The organism is Thalassococcus sp. (assembly GCF_982780845.1).
On the sequence record NZ_CEYADA010000006.1, the window covers coordinates 155,798 to 177,304 of the forward strand.

The following is a 21,507-nucleotide window of genomic DNA, read 5'->3' on the forward strand; positions in this document are numbered from 1 at the left end:
TCATGCCCCTTCCGGCCCGCCGCGCGCAGCGATCGCGGCCAGCGCCTCGGCCATTTGCAGATCGCGCCAATCGTCGATATCGATGGCCGCTTGCCAGGGCATCGGGCACAGCACATGCCCCGGGCCATAGAAGCTACGCGCCGCGAGCAGCGCCGGGGCCTCGGCGATCCAGATCGCGCCCGTCGGGCAATAGAGCCGGTCGAGATCCTGCGAGCGCGACACCCGGGCTTCGGGGAACAGCCAGTCGGGCTGGCCGTCGGCCCCCATCCGCGCGGCCCACCAGGGGTTCATCCAGCCGAACTCGAAGGCACTGATCTGGAAGCGGTGCGCGCCGCTTTCGAACTGCGCCCAGGCCGCGCGGATCTCGTCGGCACCACGCAGGGGGCAGTTGGGCATCAACTGCGCAACAGACGAAAAGGACGTGCCATAGTGGCGCTCGGCCTGGCACAGCGCGGTGATGATCGCCTCGCTGACCGTGCTTTGATCGTCGGCATGGGCATCGCGCAGGAAGGGAACCTCGGCGCCCTCGGCGCGCGCGGTCTCGGCGATATCGTCGTCGTCGGTCGAGACCAGCACGGTATCGAACACTCCGCTTTCGAGCGCGGCGTCGATCGTCCAACCGATCATCGGCCGGCCGCGGAACGGCGTGACATTCTTGCGCGGGATGCGTTTCGAGCCGCCGCGCGCGGGGATGATCGCGATATGGCTCACCAGACGCTCCATCCGCCATCGGCCACCAGCACATGGCCGGTCACCGCCGCAGCCGCCGCGTCGTCGAGAAGAAAGGCCACCGGCCCGCCGGCGTCGGCCTCGGTCAGCATCCGGCCGAGCGGTGCAAGCCGGGCGTAGCGGTCCTGAAACGCGGCGTCGGTGCGCCCGACAAAGCCGCCATAGGCGACGCAGTTCACACGAACGTCCGGGGCCAGCCTGACGGAAAGCTCGCGCGTCAGGTGATGCAACGCCGCCTTGGCGACACCGTATTGCACCGGCGAGCGGCTCAGATCGCCGTCATAGAGCGCCGGGTTCGGCGCCACTTCCCCGTATTGCGACCCCACGGTCACCACGCCGCGCAGCTCGTGGCGCGGATCGCGGACGAAGGCCATCAGCATGCGATAAGGTGCAACGACATCGATGGCGAATTCGTCGAGGAATTCCCGCGCCGGCGCCAAGCCGGCCTCGTCGATCTTGAGCGTGTCGAGCGAGCGTGCATTGCTCACCAAATGCGTCACCGAGGCGCCCGCGTCTGTGACCCGTGCCGCCAGGGTCTCCGTGCTGTCCTCGTCGAGGAGATCGAGCGCCACGGTATGCACCGTCGCACCCGCCGCGCGCAGCTCCTGCGCCAGCGGTTCGCACCGCGCGGCCTCTCGCGACGTCAACACCAGCTGCCAGCCCAGCGGTGCGAGATGGCGTGCGATGGCGGCGCCCAGCTTGCCTGTCGCCCCGGTGATCACGACCGTTTTTGTCATTGCAATCCCATCTCGATGATCTGCACCGCGCGGCGGTTGAAGTCTTCCGGCAGCCGTGAGCGCCCCTCGTTCACGCTGGCGACGAACTCGGCCAGGGCGGTTTTGAACGCCGTGAAGCTGTCGTGGAAGGCCAGAACGGTCTCGCCCGTTTCGCCGATGATGCGCAGCTGCAGCGGCGAGGGCAGGCTGCCGGTGGCCATCAGGTGCACGTCGGGCCCGGAGTCGGGCCAGCGCAGGGCAAGGAGCCGGCCATTCGCGCCGACCGGTCCGCCAAACAGGCGTTCGGGCTGTGCCGCTTGGCCCAAGATCGTCAACAGCGGGTCGATCAGGTGGATGGCATAGGTCTCCCAGTATTTCGGCGTTGCGCCCTGTATCAGCCGGATCGGTCCGATCCGGGCCGCGGCGTCGGCATCTAGCTGCAACTCGGGCGCAAACCGCAGCGCCGAGCAGGAGAAGATCTGACCGGGATAGCGTTGCAGGGCGTTGAGGGCGTCGAATCCGGCCTCGGACAAGGCGACGGGTTTGTCGATATAGACGGGTAGGCCCGCGCGCAAAAAAGGGTCGGCGAAACGCAGGTGGTTCTGTGCATCGTCGCGCGCCAGCAAGAGCGCGTCGATCTCGCCAATCATGTCTTCAGGCTTGCGCGATACGTTGTCGATGTGAGACGCCCGCGCGATCTTGTGGGATTCGGACTCATCCTGTGTCCAGACATGGGTCACCCGGGCCCCGGCCAGCCGATCTTCGGGCCAGGACCGCCGCGCCAGATAGTCCGGGATCGCCGGAAATCCGCAGTCCGCCATCGCCTCGGGGTCGTAGCCGTTGCAGATTGCCGCCCAGGAGTAGGGATGTCCGTTGCCGGGCGACAAGCCGATAATGCCCATCCGCAGAGTCATGACGCGGTTTCCCACTGGCGCGGGTCGATAAGCCCGGGATCATCCGATCCGAGGTTGTGGACGTCATGGCCCGCCTGTTGACCGGCTTCGAATGCGGCAACGAGCTGCGAGAGCTGCTGTGCCGTTTCCACGCCAAGGACGCAACGGCTGACGGCCGCCTGGCCGGCCGCGAAGCCCAGGCAATAGGCTGCCGGATCGAGGCCGCTGGCCTCGACCTCGCCGTCGAAGCGCGCCAGTTCTTCTGCCCAGGGGGCGAACCTTGCCGGCCTGTCCTTGGCCGGCATCAATAGAAGGCCCTGAAGAAACACCGAGCGCACATGAAGCTCCCCGCCGGCTGCGATCAGGCGGGCGGCTGCACCGGAGGTTATGAAATGTTGGTCGAGGACGTTCAGCGGCGCCTGGACGATCTGTGCATTGCCGGCGGCGATCCCCTCAATGTCGTCAGGCCCATAGACGGACACCCCGAGCCTGCCGATATGCCCCGAGGCAACCAACGGAGCGAGCGCATCGCGCAGACGGCGGCCGCGGTCTCCAGCCGCATCGCGGCGGTCATGTGCCAGAACCGCGTGCAGGCTATCCGCCCCGAGCCGGTCCAGCGACTGCAATACCGCGTCGTGGACGACGTCTCCGATATCGGGATCGTCGATGTCTTTGAGGGAGGGCACCTTGGTGATGACCGACCAGCGATCCATGCCGCAGGATCCGAGCACCGCCTCGCTGTCGCCATAGGCGGCGGCGGTATCGAGCACCCGGATGCCGAGGTGGTAGGCAAGGTCGAGGATCTCGCGCACGCGGCCGATGTCGGGTTTGCCCTGGCGATTGGCGATGCCATAGGGCAAACCGAATTGCACGGTCCCGAGCACAATCGTGTCGTTCGACCGTGGGACAGGACGATTCTCAACCACGGCGCTTCCCCTGTCTCTCGGGCGGGTTGATGAGCGCGGATTTGCTATTGCGATACGGCGACAAGGGTGCGAAAGCGTCACTCAATTGCAGAAATCGGCGTGTTGTCTTCGATTTCGTCAACCAATTGGTCTATTTCCCGTTTCAAGGCCCTATACTCTTCCATTTTCCTGACCAGAAACGCCCGCGTCAGCGCTGCCTTCCGCGCGATGCCTTTCGGCGTCAAAACATACGCATATCGGCGTTTGTCTTCAGCAGCGGTGAAATTCCCCAGCTTCACTAGACCTTTGTCGATAAGGGCGTTCAGCACGTAGTGGATTCCGCCGACACTCACGCCGACTGCCTCGGCTAGTTCACGCTGTGACATTTCAGGGTTCTCTTGCAGGAGGCGAAGCACGCGAAAATGCGTGTCTTCCTGCAGCTTGGTGCGCTTGCTGGTCATTTTTGGGATTTTCTCAGGCTACCGCACAAGGACTGCCCGCAGGGCGCCTTGTTGGATGCAAAGGAAATGATGAGAATAGGTTCCACATCGCTCATTCCTGAACGGTATCAAATGCTGCGCCCGCAAACAAGGAGGAATTCAGAATTTCAGAGGTTTTCGTCACTTCGGAAGATCAAGTGTTCATCAGCCCGCAGGTGCAGGCCCAACCAGAAATGGACCTTAATCACTCTGAGGAAATCGGCGGACCTTCAACAGCGCCACCAACAGATAGCCCGGATATGTGACAAGCTCATAACTGAACGATTTCGTCAGCACAAGCCTGGTTCATCGCGGCTCCTGTTCCTGGACGCCAAGTGGGGCGCGGCGGTTGTCTCATGCGGCGCGGTTGCACATAGCTCAAAACAAGTCAATTTCGCAGATGGCCTGCAATCAGACCCCGGGCCGAGCCCATCACCCGAGTTGGCCATCCATTCTGGGGTCGGACTTACCGTAATCATTGTCGTCTTTCGCCTGTTGGTTGTGTGCTGTCGCTTCGGCGGCGCTCGGCCCATCCTCCCGCTCGGCCTGTTCCACCGCTTCTTCCATGCTGACGGTGTTCAACACCAATTCAAACTGCTCAAGGAACTCGGGCGCGTGTCGCACCACGTATGACCGGACGGCCTCATTTTCCATCAGCTTTTTCAGATAGCCCTTGGCGACGACCAGGTTCAGCAGCTCGGACCCGTAGTTTTCCTCGGCATGCTTGTATTTTTCCTGCACCTGGCTCATCTCGCGCTCAAGCTTGACGATCTGTTCCAGCGGATCGCCTTTCGGCTGTTCCGGCTGCGGCGGCTTGTAATCGGTGCGCTGTTCAGGCGGCGTGGCCTTCAGGAGGGCGCCGGCATGCGCCGCTGTGATCGTTTTTGCTGCAATCATCAGTTCAACTGCCTCGACCTGCCGCGCGGCCTTCATCTTGCGCAGATGCCGGGTCACATCCGGCGTGAACTGGTGGTCCTGTAGCAGTTCCACCGCCTTGGGGCAGATCCCGTGCAGCAGGTTGATCCGACTGTTGATGGTCGAGAGGTTCACGTTGAAAGCGCGCGCGAGCCGCTCCTTGCTGACGCCTTTGTCTATAGCGCGGCGCAGCATGTAATGCTCCTGCACCGTCGAGAGTCGGTTAATCCGGTGATTGTAGGTGTAGGTCTCAAAATCTTTGGCGATCAGGCAGGGCGCCGTGTCTTGGCCCAGCTCCTTCAGTGCCAGAACTCGCAGATTGCCATCCAGCAGCAGAAACCCCGCCGCATCCGGGTCCGGCTTGATCACCGAGAGCGGCTCGATCAACCCGATCTCCCGGATTGAGGACACGATCTGCTTGAACTTGCGCGTTGTCATCACGCCGTCCGGAACCTTTTTCGAGGGCATCAGCTCTTCGAGCGGGATCTGGAAGGTCTCAAGGTCAAAGCCGAGGGTCAGGTTCAACGGCGCCTTGGGATAGGGCGCGTCATTTTCGTCGGTGTCGTGCTGGGGAAATGCTCCGGGGTAGATCGGCTTCACAGTACTGAGGTCATTCATGGGTTCATCCTTTCGAGGGTCAGGCGGTTTCAATGCGGTCGGCGAGGTATTTTGGCAGGCTGTCGAGGCCTTCGGCACGCAAGAGCGTCACGAAGTTCTCATCGGCAAAGAGCCGCTTCAGCCCCTGAACCACCAAAAGCAGCTGCTGGTGCGCATGATCGGCCTTCAGCATCAGCTTATGCTGGCGGGCGACCTCGCGCTGGTAGGTCTTCACCAGCGAATGCGCTGAGTTCGGCAGCTTGGGTCGATCGCCTCCGGTTTTGGGGCCCTTTTCGCGGCGCATTTCGATCAGCCGCTTGGCATCCGTGATCTGGTGCCCTTTAAGCTGGCCGGTCTTGTAGGCTTCTTCCAGCATGTCGCCGAGGTTTTCATCGTCGTGCTTGGCGCGGGCGATTTCGAGGGCAGTGGTCAGTGGGACGGTCCCGTTCTGGACCGCCTCGATCAGGGCTCCTCTCCCTTTTCCAGTAGGAAGACGATGTCGCTTACGTATTTTTCGGAAAGCCCCGTGCGCGTGATGATGTCGTCGATGGTGTAATCCCGCGCTAGCAAAAGCTCGATGTCGGCCAGGATCTCTAGCGGGCGGTGACCCCGCCGGGCGATGTTTTCGGCCAGCGACATAATGAAGGCGTCTTCATCGGTCACGTTGACCACCAGCGCGGGGATGTGGCTTTCGCCAAGTAGGCGGAAGGCATTCAATCGGCCTTCGCCGCAGACCAGCAAATAGGCGGGCGCCCCATCGGCGCCCTCGCGCTCGGTTACGGTGATCGGCTTTTTCAGGCCGATGGAGCGGATGTTCTCAACGATTTCCTCAAAGACCTTCATGTTGCGGTCCCGCGAGTTCAGGACCTCGATCCGGTCGATGGGGACAAGCGTGACGCTCTCGGGGGTGTCAGTCATCATGGGTGTGGCTTCCTCTTCTGGCATGGTTGTTCATGTTTTGTGCTCTCATTGATTTGCATCATCCCTGCGACTCACCCCCATTTCGGGCGAATACCGACCCGCTCTGCCATGCCGTAGAAAAAGCTGAGGTCCTCGAAGCGGAAGGCCTCGAAAGCGATGCTGGTGCGGTTGCACAGGCGGATTTCCTGCCGGGGCAGATCCAGCCAAGGCAGCAGGTAGTAATCGAGCTCGTCGCGGTTGTCGGGGTCGAGCCGTACGGCCAGTGTGACGTCGGCCTGGTAGCGCATCGGATCAAACCGGGTGCGCCAGCGCAGCCGTCCGTCGCCCTGCGGCTGGCATCGCGCCAGGACCAGGCTGACGACCATTTCATCGTTGATGGTCAGCAGGTCGGTCTTGGGATCGCGCGCCACCGTGCCACCCACCTCTGCGATTGCAGCCTCAGTGCGCGCTATGATTTCTGGGTGCATCCCACGCAGGCGCTTGTTCAATGCAATGCGCTCCTGATCCCGGTCCGAGCGATAGCCGATCATCTCGTAGGCCAGCGCCAGCGAGCCGAACCGGTTTCGATACGCCGATGACGAAGGCATGTCTGGCGTCTGGTCGATCAGCACCCCAGAAAGCTGGCCGGCGTCCGCGTAGAGCCGTTTCAGGTGATCCAGCAGCTCTTCGTCTGAAAGCCGTGCTGACCGCGCCGTGATGACCTCCTGCGCGGTCAGGAAGAACTCGAGTGGAACAATCCCCTCAAAAGCGCCTTCCTTGCGCACCCACATGTCCGGTGGATTTTCCACATGCAGCTTCTTCAGCTTGAAGGAGGAGCGGTTGTAGACGTTGTTGCCGATGTATTTCTCGTTGGTCAGAACCGTCCGCACTGTGCCGGAATTCCACGGAAGGTCCCGATCAGTGGTCACGCCTTCCTCGTTCAGGCGGTCGGCGATCTCCCGGAAGGGCAGGTCCTCCGCGATCAGCCAGCGATACTTCTTGTTGACCCAGGCCGCTTCCTCGTCTGGGCCGGGCAACAGGATCACGCGGTCGGTCTGCAACGACTTGTCTTCGCCGCGCTTCAGAGCGCCCGCGATCTCGCCGCGCTAGTTCACAAGTACCCGGTGCAGTCCTAACCCAGCCGCGCTACCTTGGCGGAAGCCCAGCTCGATCAGGCTGCTCTGGCCTGAGACGAGCCCGTGGCCCGTCACACCGCAAGATGCGTTCGATCAGCTTATGGTTCACATGAAAGCCTGCGTTGTTCTGCAGGCCCGTAACCACGCGGTAGCCATAGCGCCAGTGTTGGTCAGCCAACATAGATGATGTCGTCGGTCAGCCGCTCTTTATCGGTCCGGCTTTGCGGCACTTTGCTTTGCGTCGATCGATGCTGCCTAAATATGCTGTAGGAGCGACGCTCTGATATGCCCAGCTCCTGCCAGCAATGGTCGATGCATTTCCGATGACGCGGAGATTTCCCTTTGCTGCCGCGTTTTGTCTAGGGTAAACTCGGACACAGTTCACCGCAATCGCTGAGCTTTTTCTCAAGCTCTTTCGGGCGTGCAAGCTGAGAGTTTCGCATCCCGCGATAGAGCTTGCGCCACGTATAGAACGTCTGCTGCGTCATCCCGATCTGGCGCACGGCATCCCTAACCTTCATTGCTTGACCCTGCAAAACATCAACTCGCCGAAGCTCCGATACGATCACTTCAGGCATCTCTCGTTTCCCAGCCATCGCTGATAATCCAAATTACCGAAAACTATCCCGGTTGGTGGGCCACTTTCAGGGGCGCTATCCCATGCGTTTCACCGCAAGCTTCATGTCTCCGGCTTTGAAGGTCAAAAATTAAATGTGGCACATGAGGAAAGCTTGCTTTCGGTATTTATAACAAGGCTTGATTTTAGAAATTGACAGGCGGAAATAAGTTAGCAATTTTTTAAGACTAAATGACGAATTGTAGTTCGTTTTGTTTTCCGAAATTGTAGTGCCTTTCAGGCTGTGTTAGCGAGACATTTTGTAATAGTCTGCGTTCAGGAATGCCTACTATGCCTATCTACACTAAACGTCTCGCTGGATTAAGTCGCCGAGAAAAAATTGCCCTGCAAGTCTTTGTGGATGGATTGCTGGTGGTGATTTCGTTCGTTGCTGCGATGGTTTTTCGTGTTGAGAATACAAGTTTTTTTTCTACCGTTGGGGTTTGGCGAGCACTAGTCATAGCTGTTATAGCTGCGGTTAGTGCTTTTGCTGTTTTGGGCCTTTATCGCGCCATGGTGCGTTTCATTACCGGTAAGATTTTGCTTGCTGTGGGTAAGGGAGCTGTGGTCGCCGCGCTTGCTTTGTATCTTGCTGGATTGCTGGTCGGCGCTGGGATCCCGCGGTCGGTTCCGTTTATCTTCGCGATTTTCGTGTTTTTGTCTGTTGGCGGGCTCCGTTTCCTTGCGCGAACTCTGTTTCGAACGCCTAGCCAAACGAACCGGCGACCTGTCATTATTTATGGGGCTGGAGAGGCTGGATTGCAGCTTGTGAATACCTTGTTTCATGGGCGGGACTATGCACCGGTCGCTTTGGTGGATGATGATCCTAATCTTCAGCACTTGGGTGTCGGGGGCCTAAAGGTTTATCCACCGTCGCAAATCCCGCGTCTTGTTACAGCGATGCGAGCGCAAATTGTACTTCTGGCTATTCCCACGCTGGAACGCTCCCGTCGTCGTGAAATCGTTGCATCACTCGAAAACTTGCAAGTCGAAATCAAAACTATCCCAGCATTATCAGAGATTATAACGGGGAAGGCCAAGCTTTCGGAACTGAGATCTGTGTCGCCTGAAGATCTTCTTGGTCGTGATCCTGTCCCGCCTGTTCCTGAACTACTTGGTGAAAACATCACTGGACGGGTCGTTTTGGTGACGGGCGCTGGTGGGTCGATCGGGAGTGAACTTTGTCGGCAAATTCTTAGTCAAAAACCAACTGCACTCGTTCTCTTCGAGGCCTCTGAGTTCGCGCTTTATTCGATTGAAGCGGAGTTGTTGGCTATGGCTGACTATCTACAGGTTTCGACGCGGGTATATCCTATTTTGGGAACGATACTGAGCAGTCGCCGCCTCGAAGATGCGATCTCGGCCTTTGGTGTTAATACGATCTATCATGCTGCCGCCTACAAACATGTTCCCTTGATTGAGGACAACGTCGTTGAGGGCATTCGAAACAATGTTTTTGGCACGCTTACAGTGGTCAAATCGGCGAAAAAGCTGGGTGTCGAAAAGCTCATCATGATCTCCACGGATAAAGCCGTGCGCCCGACCAATGTGATGGGTGCATCGAAGAGATTGGCTGAGTTGATTTGTCAGGCGCACTCACTTGAGCCTTCCTCGACCGTGATTTCAATGGTGCGATTTGGGAACGTTTTGGGGTCGTCTGGATCAGTGATCCCCCGGTTCCGTGAGCAGATTGAAAGTGGCGGTCCGGTTACTGTGACCCACAAGGATATCACCCGGTATTTCATGACAATTCCAGAGGCCTCACAGTTGGTGATCCAAGCTGGTGCTATGGGGCAGGGTGGGGATGTATTTGTTCTAGATATGGGCGAGCCGGTGAAGATCCTCGACGTAGCAATGGGGATGATTAAGCTGCATGGCCTGACACCTTACCTTATTGAACAGCCGGAAGACGTATTTCCTGAAAAAGGCGATATCCCAGTTTGCGTGACAGGCTTGAGAAAAGGCGAAAAGCTTTACGAAGAACTTCTTATCGGAGACGATCCGAAGCCCACGCAACACCCTAGGATTATGACCGCATCGGAGGTCTTTCTATCGAAAGAAGAGCTCATGCCCTTGCTGGATCGGCTCGACAAGGCATGTGAAAACGTTGATCTGCAGGAAATCCTGAACATCCTGCACGAACTTCCCTTGGCGTATACGCCCGTTGAAGCAACGGTTGGCTACTGGGGTGAAAAAACAAAAATCCTAGGCCAGCGAGAGTCTTCCGGTGAAGAGAGCGCTTGCGCATGATTGCTGGAACAGAGAGAGACAGTGGCTTACTTAACCGTTTTGTTCGCCGTATTTTACATTCATACTTTTTCTTGACGCGTGGTCTGACAATCGGAGTCAGAGCGATTGTGCGGTCAACGGATGGTAGGTTCTTACTCGTGCGTCATACCTATACAGCAGGCTGGCACTTGCCCGGGGGAGGTGTTGAGAAAGGCCAGGCATCTGAAACAGCGCTGTACAATGAACTGCTTCAAGAGACTGGTCTTAGACTATTGGGGCGGCCAAGCTTACATGGCATTTACCACAACGATAGTACCAGTCAGCGAGATCATGTGATCGTATATGTTTGCTCGGTCGAGGGGGAGCCTACGAAGAAACCTAGTAGTTTAGAGATTTCCGAAGTCGGATTTTTTAGCATTGATGATCTGCCTGACGACACGGATCGCGGCACAATCGCTAGATTGCGAGAAATCAGTGAAGGCATAATGCCTGCCAGAAATTGGTGAAATTTGTTTCCTAATTGGAAACAGTCAATCCCAGAAGTTTTGATTTGATTTATAGTTTGGCGGGCTACAGGCTTTCCATATGTTTTCACCGCCGAAGTGTATCGTCGCGTATTTGGCATGTAGGCTCTATATTTTCATCTTTAGATAGAAAATTAATTATCTTGCGAAGGGGGTTGAATATTCTTTTGATAATATTAGTCTTTTAGTAGGGGGTAGGAGATTGTCACGCGACCTTGGCGTAATCAAGGGCGATGATTTCCTCGGTTCTTATCGAGTTCACCTTAATCTGATCATTTTGCTTTGCTGGTGAAAACTCCTGTGTCGTTTTACCACGTCTCGTGGCCTTAAACGATTTTGGTGCTGGTGAAGCACTTCGCAGATTGGGTCCGTCGTCTAAAGTTCTGTTATTTCGTTCAAATGTTCGTTGTGAACGTTCGGAAGGGATCGGCTGGCCATGTCATTGACAGCGTCTTCTGTTGCGGAGGAGCGTATTTTGTTGAACTCGAAGGTCGGCGACGCCGTTTTCGGGTTCTACGTTTTCGCGTCCGTCCTCTTCGCGCTCATTCTTACCGTTGCACCGCTCGAGGGCCTTGCCGTCGTATGGACAGGCACCGGAATATTCTTTGCGATCGGAGTAGGTGGGCTCGTTTGGCGGAAGCAAAGATTTATCCTTGGGATGACATTGTCTCTGATTTTATATCCAATATCAATTGTGGCAACTTGGCATAACGGGCTTTATTTTCTATCAATCGTCCCCGTTTTATCCGTCACCCCTATATTGCTATTGTCGAATAAACTGGGTTTAATATTGTCCAGTGGTTTTTTGCTTTTGTTTTCCGTGCCAGTTATTTCGGGCGCGACATATGACGAAAATTTATTTATAAGGCTTTTCATATGTAGCCTGATATTAATTTCGGGAATTCACATGTTTGTGCGCTTTACAAAGCAGCGCCTTGAGGAAAGCAGGCAGCAGCAGATTGAACTTGAAGCGGCCAATGCAGCGCTTGAGGTCGGGCGACAGGAGCTGGTGTTGGCGAATGAGGAACTGATCGCGCAACAAGAGCTGTTGGATGACCAGACCCAAAGGCAGGCGCAGATGTATGCGGTGATTGCCCACGAACTGCGCACACCAGCGGCCATTCTTAAGATGATTATGGACAGTAAGGATCAGGAAAAGGATGGCGTCGATTACTCCTTGATCGGCGGTCTTTCGGATCAGTTGCTTGAAGTGCTGGATTCTTTGCGCAGTGTGGCCAGACCCGAGGAAATGCTGCTGACGGCAACGCGTCCTGTTCATTTGACCGAAATTCTTCAAAATCAGGTCGAGCTGATGGGGGTGATCGCATGTGATCAGGGTGTTGGTCTGGCTTCAGATTTTTCCGGCCTTGGGGATGGATGCATACTGACGCAAAGCCAACTTATTCAGCAGTCTCTCCGGAACCTGATAAACAATGCCATTCTTCATTCTGGCGGGGATCAGGTTCTGGTTTCGGCCAGCGAGCGTGATGCCGGACCAGACCTGAAAAGCATTACAATTGTGGTTGAAGACAATGGCCAGGGCATCGCACCTGAAAAGGCCGAGCGGCTGTTCAATGCATTCGAACGCGGGGATACCCGTGCTGACGGCACCGGTCTGGGGCTAAGCATTACCCGTGAAATTTCAAAAAAGCTGAGTGGGGATCTGCGATACGAGCCCATTCCGAAGGGCGGTAGCAGGTTTATCTTGGAATTTTCTGCCAAGGCGGCCATCAGTGGTAAAGTAAGTTCTCTTCACAAGGAAAAGACAGGTGGCGATCATTTGAAAGGCAAATCTGTTCTTGTTGTCGATGACAACCTTACCATCCGCGTCCTGGCGCAAAGCATGCTGGAAAAGATTGGCGCGAAAGTCGACGTCGCAACAAACGGACGCGAGGCGTTGCTTGCGGTGTGTTATCAGGACTTTGATCTGATCATGACCGACGTTTTCATGCCGGAAATGGATGGGATCGAGTTGGTCAAAGAGCTTCGTGCGCAGGGGCGAACGGCTAAGATCATCGGCATGTCCGCATCTTCGGTTTCGGACGAGTTGGACAGGATCATGGAGGCTGGCGCAGACGGGGTGGTGAACAAGCCGTTTGATGTCCACGAACTGAATGCCGCTTTGATCAAAGCGTTCGACGGTGAAAAGCTTGACTTGGGGCCGTCAGCCGCGACCGGGTGAAGGCCTAGTTTCCCACTTCCAAAACAGCCAGACGCGCCATTTCCATAATAGCATCACGACTGTCGGCCACGGCGATGAACAGGGCGTTGTGACAGAATTTGGCACCTTTTACCCCAGTTGCCTCCTCAAGCGCTGCATCTGTCAATCCACCCCATGACGCGGGCAGGTCGGCGCGATTTTCGAACGTATCAGCGCCTTTGCGGATTGTTGTCAGCGTCCAGTCGTCGTTGCGGGGATGCACTACGAAAAGAAGGTGATCCGCGCCTGTGCTTTCGATGGCCGAGCGGAAGGGCATTCCGGTTGGCAATTCAAGAACACGGCCATCACCAGCGGCCTTGATGGCTTGTTTTACCAATGCCTCGGCCCGTTGTTTGGCGGATTTTGCGCGGATGCCCGCTTCGACAAAGTGACGGGCGACATTTACAGCCATTACGAATGCGCTGTTATCCGCCTCATCGCGGATGTCGTCGAAAGACGGCTTCAGCGTTTCCAGAAGGACAGGCAAGGTCAAACCCGACAGGGGACCAGCAGCAGAAGGATCAATCGCGCCGTTGTCGAGCAGATCGACGGGCAGAACAAAGCTTTGTTCAAAGCTCGCATGGACCTCGTCGATATCGCTTTGGGGCACATCCAGCGCGGCCAGATAGTCTTTGCCGAAGTGCCGCCAGATCAGGCCGAACGAACTGTAGGGCTGGCCATTGTCGCGCAGGGGGTTCGGTTTCTGGTGGTGGTCGAAGATCCCGGCGTCAGCATCATAAGCGCGCCCGACATCGTAAATGATCTTGCCTGAACCCGGGGTGATCCATGCGGTATCACGGCTTCTGATCAGCGTGGCCTCGGGAAAGAGCCGCGACAGGACAACCGTGGACAAAACTTCATCAGCGTGAAATCCGCCGGAATGGGTGACGAGGTGGGTGATTGACATACGCTGTTCGGATCTTGGTTCTTGGAGCTGCGAAAATTCATTAAATGATAGTCGTCATTTAATGCCGCGTCCTTACCTTAGCCTGTCTCTGATGGCACCAAGAAAAGCCATCTGACACAAAAAGGGCCTGCGGTGACGCTACACTGCAGGCCCTTAGAGTTATTTTTTAGGCTTTTTTCTTAACGTGATGATGTTCTGTCATCAGGCCTTTGTAGATCGCAAAGCACATGACCAGCAGAACCACCGTAAACGGCAGGCCTGTGGAAATGACCATCGACTGCAACGACTGAAGACCACCGGCGCTCAGCAGCAGTACGATCGCAACAGCACCTTCAAAGATGCACCAGAACGCACGCTGGGGAACCGGCGCATCGATTTTGCCGCCAGCCGTAATCGTGTCGATCACCAGCGAACCGGAGTCCGACGATGTCACGAAGAACACGATGACAAGAACGATGCCGATGAAAGATGTGATGCTTGCCAGGGGCAGGCCATCTAGCATCTTGAACAGCTTCAGTTCAAGGGCCGCATCTTGAGCGACTGTATAGCCGTCTGTGATTACCTGATGCAGGGCTGTGCCGCCAAATACGGCCATCCAAAGTACGCAGACCATCGACGGGATCAGCAGAACGCAGATCACGAATTCACGGACAGTGCGGCCACGGCTGACGCGGGCGATAAACATGCCAACGAAGGGCGACCAGGAAATCCACCAAGCCCAGTAGAACGATGTCCAACCCTGCGAGAAGTTCACGTCTTCACGGCCAATCGGGTTTGACAGAGCGGGCAGATACTGAAGGTAGGCAACTAGGCTGTCCCAGAAAAGCGAGATCAGGAACACAGTCGGCCCAACCAGCAGAACAAAGATCAACAGCAGGAGCGCCAGACCCATGTTGATTTCCGACAGGACTTTGACGCCGCCATCAAGGCCACGAAGCACGGAAACCAGCGCGATGGACGTAATAACCGAGATCAGGATCACTTCTGATGTCGAACCTGTCGGAATGCCGAACAGTTCGTTCAGACCCGCGTTTGCCTGCGTTGCACCAAATCCAAGTGATGTCGCAAGGCCAAAGAGCGTTGCGAACACGGCCAGAATGTCGATGACGTGACCAACCCAGCCCCATACAGCGTCGCCGAAGATCGGGTAAAACGCTGAACGGATCGTTAGGGGGAGGCCCTTGTTGTAGCTGAACAGGGCCAGCGCCAGTGCAACGACCGCGTAGATCGCCCAGGGGTGCAGGCCCCAGTGGAAGATCGTCGCTGCCATGCCCAGACGAACCGCTTCAGCTTCGTTGCCGGCTGCAGCACCCAAAGGTGCCCAGTCTGTGCGAACGCCGCCTTCGGCAGCTGTGCCGCCCATCGAGGATGAGAAGTGGCTCATCGGTTCGGACACACCATAGAACATCAGGCCGATGCCCATGCCCGCCGCGAACAGCATCGCGAACCAGCCGACATAATTGTAGTCAGGGCGCGCTTCCACGCCGCCAAGCCGAACATTGCCGAGCGGTGTCACGATCAGCACAAGGCAGAAGATGACAAAGATGTTCGCCGCGCCAAGGAAGAACCAGTCAAAGCCTTTGGTGACAGCACTAAACAGCCACGAGAACAGGCTGCCTGCCTGATCGGGCAGGGCGAGTGTGTAGAAAACGAACGCCACGATTGCCGCGCCCGAGATGGCAAAAACTGGATTGTGGATATCAAACCCAAAAGGTCCGACGCTGCCTTCGACATTGTGCTGACCGATCTCGTAGTCGGTCTCAATGCGGTGTGCAGCGCCGTCCGGGCTTCTAATGCCGTCGGATGGGTCGCTGGAAGTGTCAGTCATGTAATTCCCCCTGTTCACTTATTGCATTTATTGTCTTCGGAACTTCCACAGATAGTGTTTGGTTCCCTTTGGATAGTGTCGGGTCTGAACGCGACACTGCTACGGCCTCTAGCGACGCTTTTGGATCGATCGTGATGATCCGTCGGCACTAGGACGGAATTTGTAAACGCCATACACGTATCTGTGCTGCAACGCGCGGCGCACATGTTTCTAGGGTTGTGCTGGTTGGCTTAGGCGTCGTGGGTATGTTTGATGTCACCGGCATGAAGAACTGGCGACGCATCAATCTCGTCAGCGTCCAACATGGCCGCGACGCGTTCAAGGCTTGCTACAAGCATGGCCTGTTCCCAATCTTCCAACGCATCGAATTTTCGTACGAACCGCTGTTGTAATGGATCGGGTGCATCCTTGATTGTTTGCTGTCCGATATCGGTGATGTGGATGTTGATCTGACGACGGTCGGACGCCGATTTTTCGCGCGTGACCATGCCCACACGCACCAGCTTGTCTATCAACGATGTAACCGTCGCCTGACTAACCCGCATGCGGATCGAGATTTCCTTGGCTGTCGCCAGCCCTTTCTCGGCAATGACCTGAAGGACGCGAAACTGAACGGGCGTGATGCCGGTGGCTTGTTTGATCTCACGGTCAAACAGGTCAGTGGCCCGCAAAATGCGGCGCAGGGCAATCAGGCTCGTGTCGATACGGTCCATACGGTCCTCAAAGTGCTTAGGTCTACAAAGTATACATGTTTATATTCCGATTTGAAGGAGTACAAATTATTTGTTTATCAAAGCGAAGTGCTTAGCGTTTCTATGGACTTTGCTCAGTAAATTAAGGCATTTTGCGCTAAGCTGCTCATATTGTCGCAAATTTTACTTAGCTTCTTGAAATTTTTTGAAAGCATGATACTTAGATCGGCGAAGCAAAAATGGATGGTGAAGATGGACAGTATTCGCTCAAAGACCCAAAAGGACACACTTCGACTGCGCACACCCAGTGCCACTGACGGAGCGAAGGTCTGGGACTTGGTGCGGAACTGTAAGCCTCTCGATGAAAACTCGATGTACTGTAACATCATCCAGTGTGATCACTTTGCTGAAACATGCGTGGTTGCTGAACTGAACGGCAAGATGGTCGGGTGGATCTCGGCCTATCTGGTGCCGTCTGACCCCGACACTTTGTTCGTTTGGCAGGTCGCCGTAGCCCCCGAGGCGCGCGGCCACGGCGTTGGCGTCCGCATGTTGAAAGACATTCTGGATCGCGATGTCACAAGCGACGTTGAACGGCTTCATACCACAATTACCGATGACAACGACGCGTCTTGGGCGTTGTTCCGGAAATTCAGCCGCGTCAGCGGTGGCGACCTGACAAGCAAGTCGCATTACACAAAAGACCAGCACTTCCAAGATTGCCACAGCTCGGAAAACCTCGTGATCATCGAGTTGCCCGAAGCACTGGCACGCGCTGCCTGATCGCGCGCACTCACCAATTCTTTCCATAGCAAGAAAAGAGGCCGTAATGACTACGAGCACCTCCACCATGCCTATTTTTAAACGCCGTGAATCTGATGCCCGCAGCTACTGCCGTGGTTTCGATACGGTTTTCACCTCGGCCAAGAACGCCGAAATGACAGACGCGCAGGGGCGCACTTACATTGATTTTCTCGCCGGTTGCTCTTCGCTGAACTACGGCCATAACGATCCGGATATGAAGGCCGCGCTGGTTGACTACATCATGGATGATGGCGTCGCCCATGGTCTAGACATGCACACGGGCGCCAAGGGTGCGTTCATCGAGACGTTCGAAACCCACATCCTGAAGCCGCGTTCCATGGATCATAAGCTGATGTTCGTTGGCCCGACGGGTGCCAACGCGGTTGAGGCCGCCATCAAGATTGCGAGAAAGTCTACGGGTCGTACGAACGTTATCGCGTTCACCAACGGTTTTCATGGCGTGACGCAGGGCGCACTGGCCGCAACTGGCAACAGCTATCACCGCGGTGGTGCTGGCGCGCCGCTGTCTGGCGTTACACGTCTTCCTTACGATGGGTATATGGGCACGAACGTCGACACAGCTGATCTGCTTGAGCAGATGCTGCTGGACGCGTCATCGGGCCTTGATGCTCCGGCTGCGATCCTTCTGGAAACTGTGCAGGGTGAGGGCGGTCTGAATGCCGCAAGCGGCCCTTGGGTTCGTCGTATTGCCGAACTGGCGAAAAAGCATGGCGCGCTGCTGATCATTGACGACATCCAAGCGGGCTGCGGCCGGACCGGTTCGTTCTTTTCCTTCGACGATATGGACGTCCAGCCTGACATCGTGACGATGGCGAAATCTTTGTCGGGCTTTGGTCTGCCTATGGGCTTGGTTCTGGTGCGTGCCGATCACGACGTGATGGGCCCTGCGGAACACAACGGTACGTTCCGTGGCAACAACCATGCATTCGTCACCGCGCGTGTAGCCATTGAAAAATTCTGGTCAAACGACACGCTGAAGACCGACATCAAACGCCGCGCCAAACTGATCGAAGACGGATTGAAAACAATCGCCGAAATGGTGCCGGGGGCCTATCTGAAAGGCCGTGGCATGATGCGCGGTGTCGACGTCGGATCGGGTGATCTGGCGGGCGCAATTTGCGCCGAAGCCTTTGAAAATGGCTTGATCGTCGAAACATCTGGCCCCAACGATGAGGTTGTCAAAATCCTCGCGCCTCTGACAATTGAGGATGGTACGTTGGCGAAAGGCTTGGATATTCTGATCCAAGCGGCAGTAGCCAAGACCGAAACAACAAAGATTGCAGCGGAGTAACACCATGATTGTACGTGACTTTAATGAAATCATGAACTCGGATCAGGATCGCGTTGTCTCGGACGCGAAATGGACGAGCGTGCGCATGCTGCTAGCCAATGACGGCATGGGTTTTTCGTTTCACATCACCACGCTTGAGGCCGGTTCCGAACACACGTTCGAATACAAAAACCATTTCGAAAGCGTTTATTGCATGAAGGGTAAGGGCTCGATCACCGATCTGGCCACTGGCGAAACGCATGCGATTAAGCCGGGCGTAATGTATGCGCTTGATCAGCATGACCGCCACGTTCTGCGGTCCGAAGAAGAGCTGGTCATGGCCTGCTGCTTTAACCCGCCGGTCACTGGCACCGAGGTGCACCGCGAAGACGGGTCCTATGCTGCGCCCGAGGACGCAAACGCCTGATATGACCCATACAGTTGAGAAAATCGGTGGGACATCCATGTCCCGCCTCGATGAACTGCGCGATACGCTGTTCTTGCGGAACGGGACGGCCGACTATGGCCGCGTGTTTGTGGTGTCTGCCTTTGGCGGCATCACCAACCTTCTGCTAGAGCACAAGAAATCAGGCGATGCTGGCGTCTATGCCGCTTTTGCCAATGCAGATGACGATCACGGCTGGCACGAGGCACTGACCCGCACCGCGCAGGCGATGATTGAGGCCCACACGGCGGTTCTGGATCATTCTGCGGACATCGCACAGGCCACGACCTTTGTGCAGGATCGCATCGAAGGTGCACGTAACTGCCTGATCGATTTGCAGCGGCTTTGTTCTTACGGGCACTTCCAATTGACAGCACATCTGATGCAGGTGCGCGAATTGCTGTCAGGCTTGGGCGAGGCGCATTCAGCTTATGTCGCTGCGCTTATGCTACAACGGGCGGGAGTGAACGCGCGCTGTGTCGACCTGTCCGGTTGGCGCGACGAAGGCGACGTGACGCTTGAAACCCGCATTGCGAACGCGATGGATGGTATTGATCTGGCATCCGAGATGCCGATTGTAACGGGCTATGCCCAGTGCAGTGAAGGCCTGATGCGCGGCTATGATCGGGGCTATTCCGAAGTGACGTTCTCGCAGCTCGCCGCGCAAACCGGCGCGCGCGAGGCGATCATTCACAAAGAATTCCATTTGTCATCGGCCGATCCCAACGTGGTCGGGCAGGGCGCGGTGCGCAAACTGGGGCACACGAACTATGACGTCGCGGACCAGATGGCGAACCTAGGGATGGAAGCGATCCACCCGTCCGCAGCCAAAACGCTGCGTCGGGCAGGGGTGCCATTGCGGGTCGCCAATGCGTTCGAACCGGACGATCCGGGCACGGTCATTGATGAGGCCTCGGCAGATACGCCTGCGGTCGAAATGGTCACTGGCTTGGACATCATCGCCTTTGAGGTGTTCGAACAGGACATGGTCGGCGTCAAAGGCTATGACGCGGCTATTCTGGATGCGCTGACACGGCACAACGTGCGGATCGTGGCCAAAGTGTCCAACGCCAACACCATCACGCACTATGTGGATGGGTCGCTTAAATCCATGCGGCGGGTTGAGGCCGATCTGGCTGCGAAGTACCCGCAGGCCGAAATTGTTGCGCGTAAGCTGGCCTTGGTTTCTGTCATTGGTCGTGATCTGAACGGATTGAACGTGCTGTCGCGCGGGCTGGTTGCTTTGGCAAATGCGGGGCTTGATCCCACCGGTGCCGCGCATGGTCCACGGAACGTCGATACGCAATTCATTGTCGAACGCGACGTGCGTGACCAAGCCATTCAGGCGCTTCACGGAACCTTCTTTGAAGCCGAAAGCAGCGATCCGATTTCGCTGGCCGCATAAACAATCAGAGGGCGCACCGACAACGGCGCGCCCTTTTTTACATTCAGGTGGCGTTCTTGAACTCTAGGGCGTCCAGCGTTTCGGACAGCTTTGCGAAATCCCAACCTTCTTGCACGGCCTCGGTCAGATATTCGGCCTGCGTTTTAGGGGCCAAGCCGCCAATTGGTGGGTTCCGGTCCAGATTTGTCGGGAAGGGATAGCCCTCGGCTGTGGCGGCGATCACGTTGGCTATGTTCAACATCTCGGCACCTTGCTGCAAGGCGGGAAAGACGGCCTTGGACATCGCGTTTCTGTTGACGCTTTCCATCGCTCGCCCGAATGCAGAAGACACCTGAAGCAAGTTCACCAGGCGTTTGATATCGGTCGTCTTGTTGTGCCCCGCGCCGTGCATAACAGCAGGGTTGAAGAACACGGCATCGCCTTTTTCAAGCGGAAGCTGCACGTGGTTTTCTGCGAAGTACGCTTGATATTCTGGGCGGTTAAAAGCCAGATATCCTTCGAAAAATTGCTGGGAGAACGGCAGCAATAGGGTCGGGCCAGTTTCAACCGGCATGTCACAGTGCGCCACCGCACCTTGCAGCGTCAAAAGCGGTGACACACCATGAATGTGTGACGGGTACTGTGCCATACGCGCCTCTGGCATAAAGCCTAGGTGGTAGTCGCGGTGCGGTTTCTGCGCAGCGCCACCGGGGTTCACGCGGTTAACTTGCGCCGTCATCTGATAGGCCGGACCCAACCATGCCTCGGCGGCCATCGCCAGCGTGTGACTGCTGTAATAGGCCGCAAAATTGGCGGGGTCTGTCAGGCAATGTTTTTCCAGAGAATTCCAAATGCGGTCATTGGCACCTGGCTTGGCGAAATGGTCACCGCCGCCTTGGTTTTCGGTCTTTTCACGTTGGATGATCCGATCAAACACCTTCGATGCCTCATCAATCACCGCGTGATCGGGCAGGGCCTGCTTTACCACGATAATGCCCGCGCCTTCGGAAAACACCTGCGCCCATTCCGTCATCAGCGCCTTGCGGGCCTCGGGGTTGTTCGCGGCGGCATCCACCTTTGCGCCCTCGTAGACGGGCACGTTTTCAACAACCATCGCCGCGTTCGGGACGCTGCTGGGCTGCGTGCGTTGCGACGCAAGCGTTTTGAAATGCTCGAAATCTCCGCTGTCTTGGGCGATCCAAACGGGTCTGGACGGTCTTTGATGAAGTGTCATGGCTGTATCCTCCTCGTCGCCAAGGATGCGTGCGGCTGCTTGCTGAAAATAGTTGTAAATCACCTCAAAAAGACCTCAAATTC

General features: G+C 56.6%; 22 protein-coding genes. 7 read left to right on the plus strand and 15 right to left on the minus strand.

The window, feature by feature from the left end; all coding sequences use genetic code 11:
• The 11 genes from AC4FIA_RS08870 to AC4FIA_RS08920 all read right to left on the minus strand — a co-directional run bounded on the left by AC4FIA_RS08870 (window position 1) and on the right by AC4FIA_RS08920 (window position 7,848).
• Window positions 1-711: an acylneuraminate cytidylyltransferase family protein gene (locus AC4FIA_RS08870; protein ID WP_490365537.1), complete on the minus strand. Its 711-nt coding sequence runs from the start codon at window positions 709-711 to the stop codon at window positions 1-3.
• Window positions 708-1,466 carry an SDR family NAD(P)-dependent oxidoreductase gene (locus tag AC4FIA_RS08875; RefSeq protein ID WP_490365538.1) on the minus strand — a complete coding sequence of 253 codons (759 nt, stop codon included), beginning with the start codon at window positions 1,464-1,466 and terminating at the stop codon, window positions 708-710. Before AC4FIA_RS08875 ends, AC4FIA_RS08870 begins: the two co-directional genes overlap by 4 nt.
• Complete coding sequence (locus AC4FIA_RS08880; RefSeq protein WP_490365539.1) at window positions 1,463-2,359, minus strand: Gfo/Idh/MocA family oxidoreductase; 897 nt, start codon at window positions 2,357-2,359, stop codon at window positions 1,463-1,465. The genes AC4FIA_RS08875 and AC4FIA_RS08880 overlap by 4 nt, the downstream gene beginning before the upstream one ends.
• Complete coding sequence (locus AC4FIA_RS08885) at window positions 2,356-3,264, minus strand: aldo/keto reductase (RefSeq protein ID WP_490365540.1); 909 nt, start codon at window positions 3,262-3,264, stop codon at window positions 2,356-2,358. Before AC4FIA_RS08885 ends, AC4FIA_RS08880 begins: the two co-directional genes overlap by 4 nt.
• Before the next feature lie 77 nt (window positions 3,265-3,341).
• Window positions 3,342-3,704, minus strand: a complete 363-nt coding sequence (locus AC4FIA_RS08890) for a MarR family EPS-associated transcriptional regulator (RefSeq protein ID WP_490365541.1) — start codon at window positions 3,702-3,704, stop codon at window positions 3,342-3,344.
• A 450-nt stretch (window positions 3,705-4,154) separates the two neighbouring features.
• Entirely contained in the window at window positions 4,155-5,255 is a 1,101-nt protein-coding gene (locus AC4FIA_RS08895) for a plasmid partitioning protein RepB C-terminal domain-containing protein (protein WP_490365542.1), read from the minus strand.
• 19 nt (window positions 5,256-5,274) lie between these two features.
• A complete protein-coding gene (locus AC4FIA_RS08900) occupies window positions 5,275-5,610 on the minus strand; it encodes a hypothetical protein (RefSeq protein WP_490365543.1) in 336 nt (111 codons plus the stop codon).
• 86 nt (window positions 5,611-5,696) lie between these two features.
• Window positions 5,697-6,155, minus strand: coding sequence for a ParB/RepB/Spo0J family partition protein (locus AC4FIA_RS08905; protein WP_490365544.1), 459 nt, complete (start codon window positions 6,153-6,155; stop codon window positions 5,697-5,699).
• A 71-nt stretch (window positions 6,156-6,226) separates the two neighbouring features.
• The gene (locus AC4FIA_RS08910; RefSeq protein ID WP_490365545.1) at window positions 6,227-7,195 is read right to left on the minus strand and encodes a recombinase family protein; all 969 of its coding nucleotides are present in this window, start codon (window positions 7,193-7,195) and stop codon (window positions 6,227-6,229) included.
• 85 nt (window positions 7,196-7,280) lie between these two features.
• On the minus strand, window positions 7,281-7,451 hold the full coding sequence (locus AC4FIA_RS08915; protein ID WP_490365546.1) for an IS3 family transposase: 171 nt from the start codon (window positions 7,449-7,451) through the stop codon (window positions 7,281-7,283).
• A gap of 178 nt (window positions 7,452-7,629) precedes the next feature.
• Window positions 7,630-7,848 carry a transposase gene (locus tag AC4FIA_RS08920; protein WP_490365547.1) on the minus strand — a complete coding sequence of 73 codons (219 nt, stop codon included), beginning with the start codon at window positions 7,846-7,848 and terminating at the stop codon, window positions 7,630-7,632.
• 329 nt (window positions 7,849-8,177) lie between these two features.
• Between AC4FIA_RS08920 and AC4FIA_RS08925 the strand changes: the two genes are divergently transcribed.
• The 3 genes from AC4FIA_RS08925 to AC4FIA_RS08935 all read left to right on the plus strand — a co-directional run bounded on the left by AC4FIA_RS08925 (window position 8,178) and on the right by AC4FIA_RS08935 (window position 12,821).
• Window positions 8,178-10,136, plus strand: coding sequence for a polysaccharide biosynthesis protein (locus tag AC4FIA_RS08925; protein ID WP_490365548.1), 1,959 nt, complete (start codon window positions 8,178-8,180; stop codon window positions 10,134-10,136).
• Entirely contained in the window at window positions 10,133-10,621 is a 489-nt protein-coding gene (locus AC4FIA_RS08930) for an NUDIX domain-containing protein (protein WP_287476294.1), read from the plus strand. Before AC4FIA_RS08925 ends, AC4FIA_RS08930 begins: the two co-directional genes overlap by 4 nt.
• Window positions 10,622-11,075: 454 nt before the next feature.
• Window positions 11,076-12,821 (plus strand): response regulator, encoded by a 1,746-nt coding sequence (locus tag AC4FIA_RS08935; protein WP_490365549.1) that lies wholly within the window; start codon window positions 11,076-11,078, stop codon window positions 12,819-12,821.
• Between the two features lie 4 nt (window positions 12,822-12,825).
• Here the strand turns inward: AC4FIA_RS08935 and AC4FIA_RS08940 are convergent, their stop codons facing one another.
• From AC4FIA_RS08940 to AC4FIA_RS08950, 3 genes are all read right to left on the minus strand, one after another.
• Window positions 12,826-13,746 (minus strand): MYG1 family protein, encoded by a 921-nt coding sequence (locus AC4FIA_RS08940; RefSeq protein ID WP_490365550.1) that lies wholly within the window; start codon window positions 13,744-13,746, stop codon window positions 12,826-12,828.
• A 166-nt stretch (window positions 13,747-13,912) separates the two neighbouring features.
• The gene (locus AC4FIA_RS08945; protein ID WP_490365551.1) at window positions 13,913-15,574 is read right to left on the minus strand and encodes a BCCT family transporter; all 1,662 of its coding nucleotides are present in this window, start codon (window positions 15,572-15,574) and stop codon (window positions 13,913-13,915) included.
• A 230-nt stretch (window positions 15,575-15,804) separates the two neighbouring features.
• Window positions 15,805-16,287 carry a MarR family winged helix-turn-helix transcriptional regulator gene (locus AC4FIA_RS08950; RefSeq protein ID WP_103910111.1) on the minus strand — a complete coding sequence of 161 codons (483 nt, stop codon included), beginning with the start codon at window positions 16,285-16,287 and terminating at the stop codon, window positions 15,805-15,807.
• Between the two features lie 231 nt (window positions 16,288-16,518).
• Between AC4FIA_RS08950 and ectA the strand changes: the two genes are divergently transcribed.
• Genes ectA through AC4FIA_RS08970 form a run of 4 tightly spaced genes read left to right on the plus strand, consistent with a single transcriptional unit; the run spans window position 16,519 to window position 20,211 of the window.
• Complete coding sequence (gene ectA, locus AC4FIA_RS08955) at window positions 16,519-17,049, plus strand: diaminobutyrate acetyltransferase (protein ID WP_490365552.1); 531 nt, start codon at window positions 16,519-16,521, stop codon at window positions 17,047-17,049.
• Window positions 17,050-17,095: 46 nt separating this feature from the next.
• Window positions 17,096-18,382 carry a diaminobutyrate--2-oxoglutarate transaminase gene (ectB, locus tag AC4FIA_RS08960; RefSeq protein WP_490365553.1) on the plus strand — a complete coding sequence of 429 codons (1,287 nt, stop codon included), beginning with the start codon at window positions 17,096-17,098 and terminating at the stop codon, window positions 18,380-18,382.
• 4 nt (window positions 18,383-18,386) lie between these two features.
• Window positions 18,387-18,788, plus strand: a complete 402-nt coding sequence (locus tag AC4FIA_RS08965; RefSeq protein ID WP_490365554.1) for an ectoine synthase — start codon at window positions 18,387-18,389, stop codon at window positions 18,786-18,788.
• Between the two features lies 1 nt (window position 18,789).
• Window positions 18,790-20,211, plus strand: coding sequence for an aspartate kinase (locus AC4FIA_RS08970; RefSeq protein WP_490365555.1), 1,422 nt, complete (start codon window positions 18,790-18,792; stop codon window positions 20,209-20,211).
• 43 nt (window positions 20,212-20,254) lie between these two features.
• Here the strand turns inward: AC4FIA_RS08970 and AC4FIA_RS08975 are convergent, their stop codons facing one another.
• The gene (locus AC4FIA_RS08975; RefSeq protein ID WP_490365556.1) at window positions 20,255-21,424 is read right to left on the minus strand and encodes a phytanoyl-CoA dioxygenase family protein; all 1,170 of its coding nucleotides are present in this window, start codon (window positions 21,422-21,424) and stop codon (window positions 20,255-20,257) included.
• Window positions 21,425-21,507: the final 83 nt, after the last annotated feature.

Excerpts from the sequence above, each read along its gene's own strand:
- AC4FIA_RS08875 (WP_490365538.1), bottom strand. The coding sequence starts at position 1,466 with ATGACAAAAACGGTCGTGATCACCGGGGCGACAGGCAAGCTGGGCGCC.
- AC4FIA_RS08880 (WP_490365539.1), bottom strand. The coding sequence starts at position 2,359 with ATGACTCTGCGGATGGGCATTATCGGCTTGTCGCCCGGCAACGGACAT.
- AC4FIA_RS08890 (WP_490365541.1), bottom strand. The coding sequence starts at position 3,704 with ATGACCAGCAAGCGCACCAAGCTGCAGGAAGACACGCATTTTCGCGTG.
- AC4FIA_RS08895 (WP_490365542.1), bottom strand. The coding sequence starts at position 5,255 with ATGAATGACCTCAGTACTGTGAAGCCGATCTACCCCGGAGCATTTCCC.
- AC4FIA_RS08900 (WP_490365543.1), bottom strand. The coding sequence starts at position 5,610 with ATGCTGGAAGAAGCCTACAAGACCGGCCAGCTTAAAGGGCACCAGATC.
- AC4FIA_RS08905 (WP_490365544.1), bottom strand. The coding sequence starts at position 6,155 with ATGATGACTGACACCCCCGAGAGCGTCACGCTTGTCCCCATCGACCGG.
- AC4FIA_RS08915 (WP_490365546.1), bottom strand. The coding sequence starts at position 7,451 with ATGTTGGCTGACCAACACTGGCGCTATGGCTACCGCGTGGTTACGGGC.
- AC4FIA_RS08920 (WP_490365547.1), bottom strand. The coding sequence starts at position 7,848 with ATGCCTGAAGTGATCGTATCGGAGCTTCGGCGAGTTGATGTTTTGCAG.
- AC4FIA_RS08925 (WP_490365548.1), top strand. The coding sequence starts at position 8,178 with ATGCCTATCTACACTAAACGTCTCGCTGGATTAAGTCGCCGAGAAAAA.
- AC4FIA_RS08930 (WP_287476294.1), top strand. The coding sequence starts at position 10,133 with ATGATTGCTGGAACAGAGAGAGACAGTGGCTTACTTAACCGTTTTGTT.
- AC4FIA_RS08935 (WP_490365549.1), top strand. The coding sequence starts at position 11,076 with ATGTCATTGACAGCGTCTTCTGTTGCGGAGGAGCGTATTTTGTTGAAC.
- AC4FIA_RS08940 (WP_490365550.1), bottom strand. The coding sequence starts at position 13,746 with ATGTCAATCACCCACCTCGTCACCCATTCCGGCGGATTTCACGCTGAT.
- AC4FIA_RS08945 (WP_490365551.1), bottom strand. The coding sequence starts at position 15,574 with ATGACTGACACTTCCAGCGACCCATCCGACGGCATTAGAAGCCCGGAC.
- AC4FIA_RS08950 (WP_103910111.1), bottom strand. The coding sequence starts at position 16,287 with ATGGACCGTATCGACACGAGCCTGATTGCCCTGCGCCGCATTTTGCGG.
- ectA (WP_490365552.1), top strand. The coding sequence starts at position 16,519 with ATGGACAGTATTCGCTCAAAGACCCAAAAGGACACACTTCGACTGCGC.
- ectB (WP_490365553.1), top strand. The coding sequence starts at position 17,096 with ATGACTACGAGCACCTCCACCATGCCTATTTTTAAACGCCGTGAATCT.
- AC4FIA_RS08965 (WP_490365554.1), top strand. The coding sequence starts at position 18,387 with ATGATTGTACGTGACTTTAATGAAATCATGAACTCGGATCAGGATCGC.
- AC4FIA_RS08970 (WP_490365555.1), top strand. The coding sequence starts at position 18,790 with ATGACCCATACAGTTGAGAAAATCGGTGGGACATCCATGTCCCGCCTC.
- AC4FIA_RS08975 (WP_490365556.1), bottom strand. The coding sequence starts at position 21,424 with ATGACACTTCATCAAAGACCGTCCAGACCCGTTTGGATCGCCCAAGAC.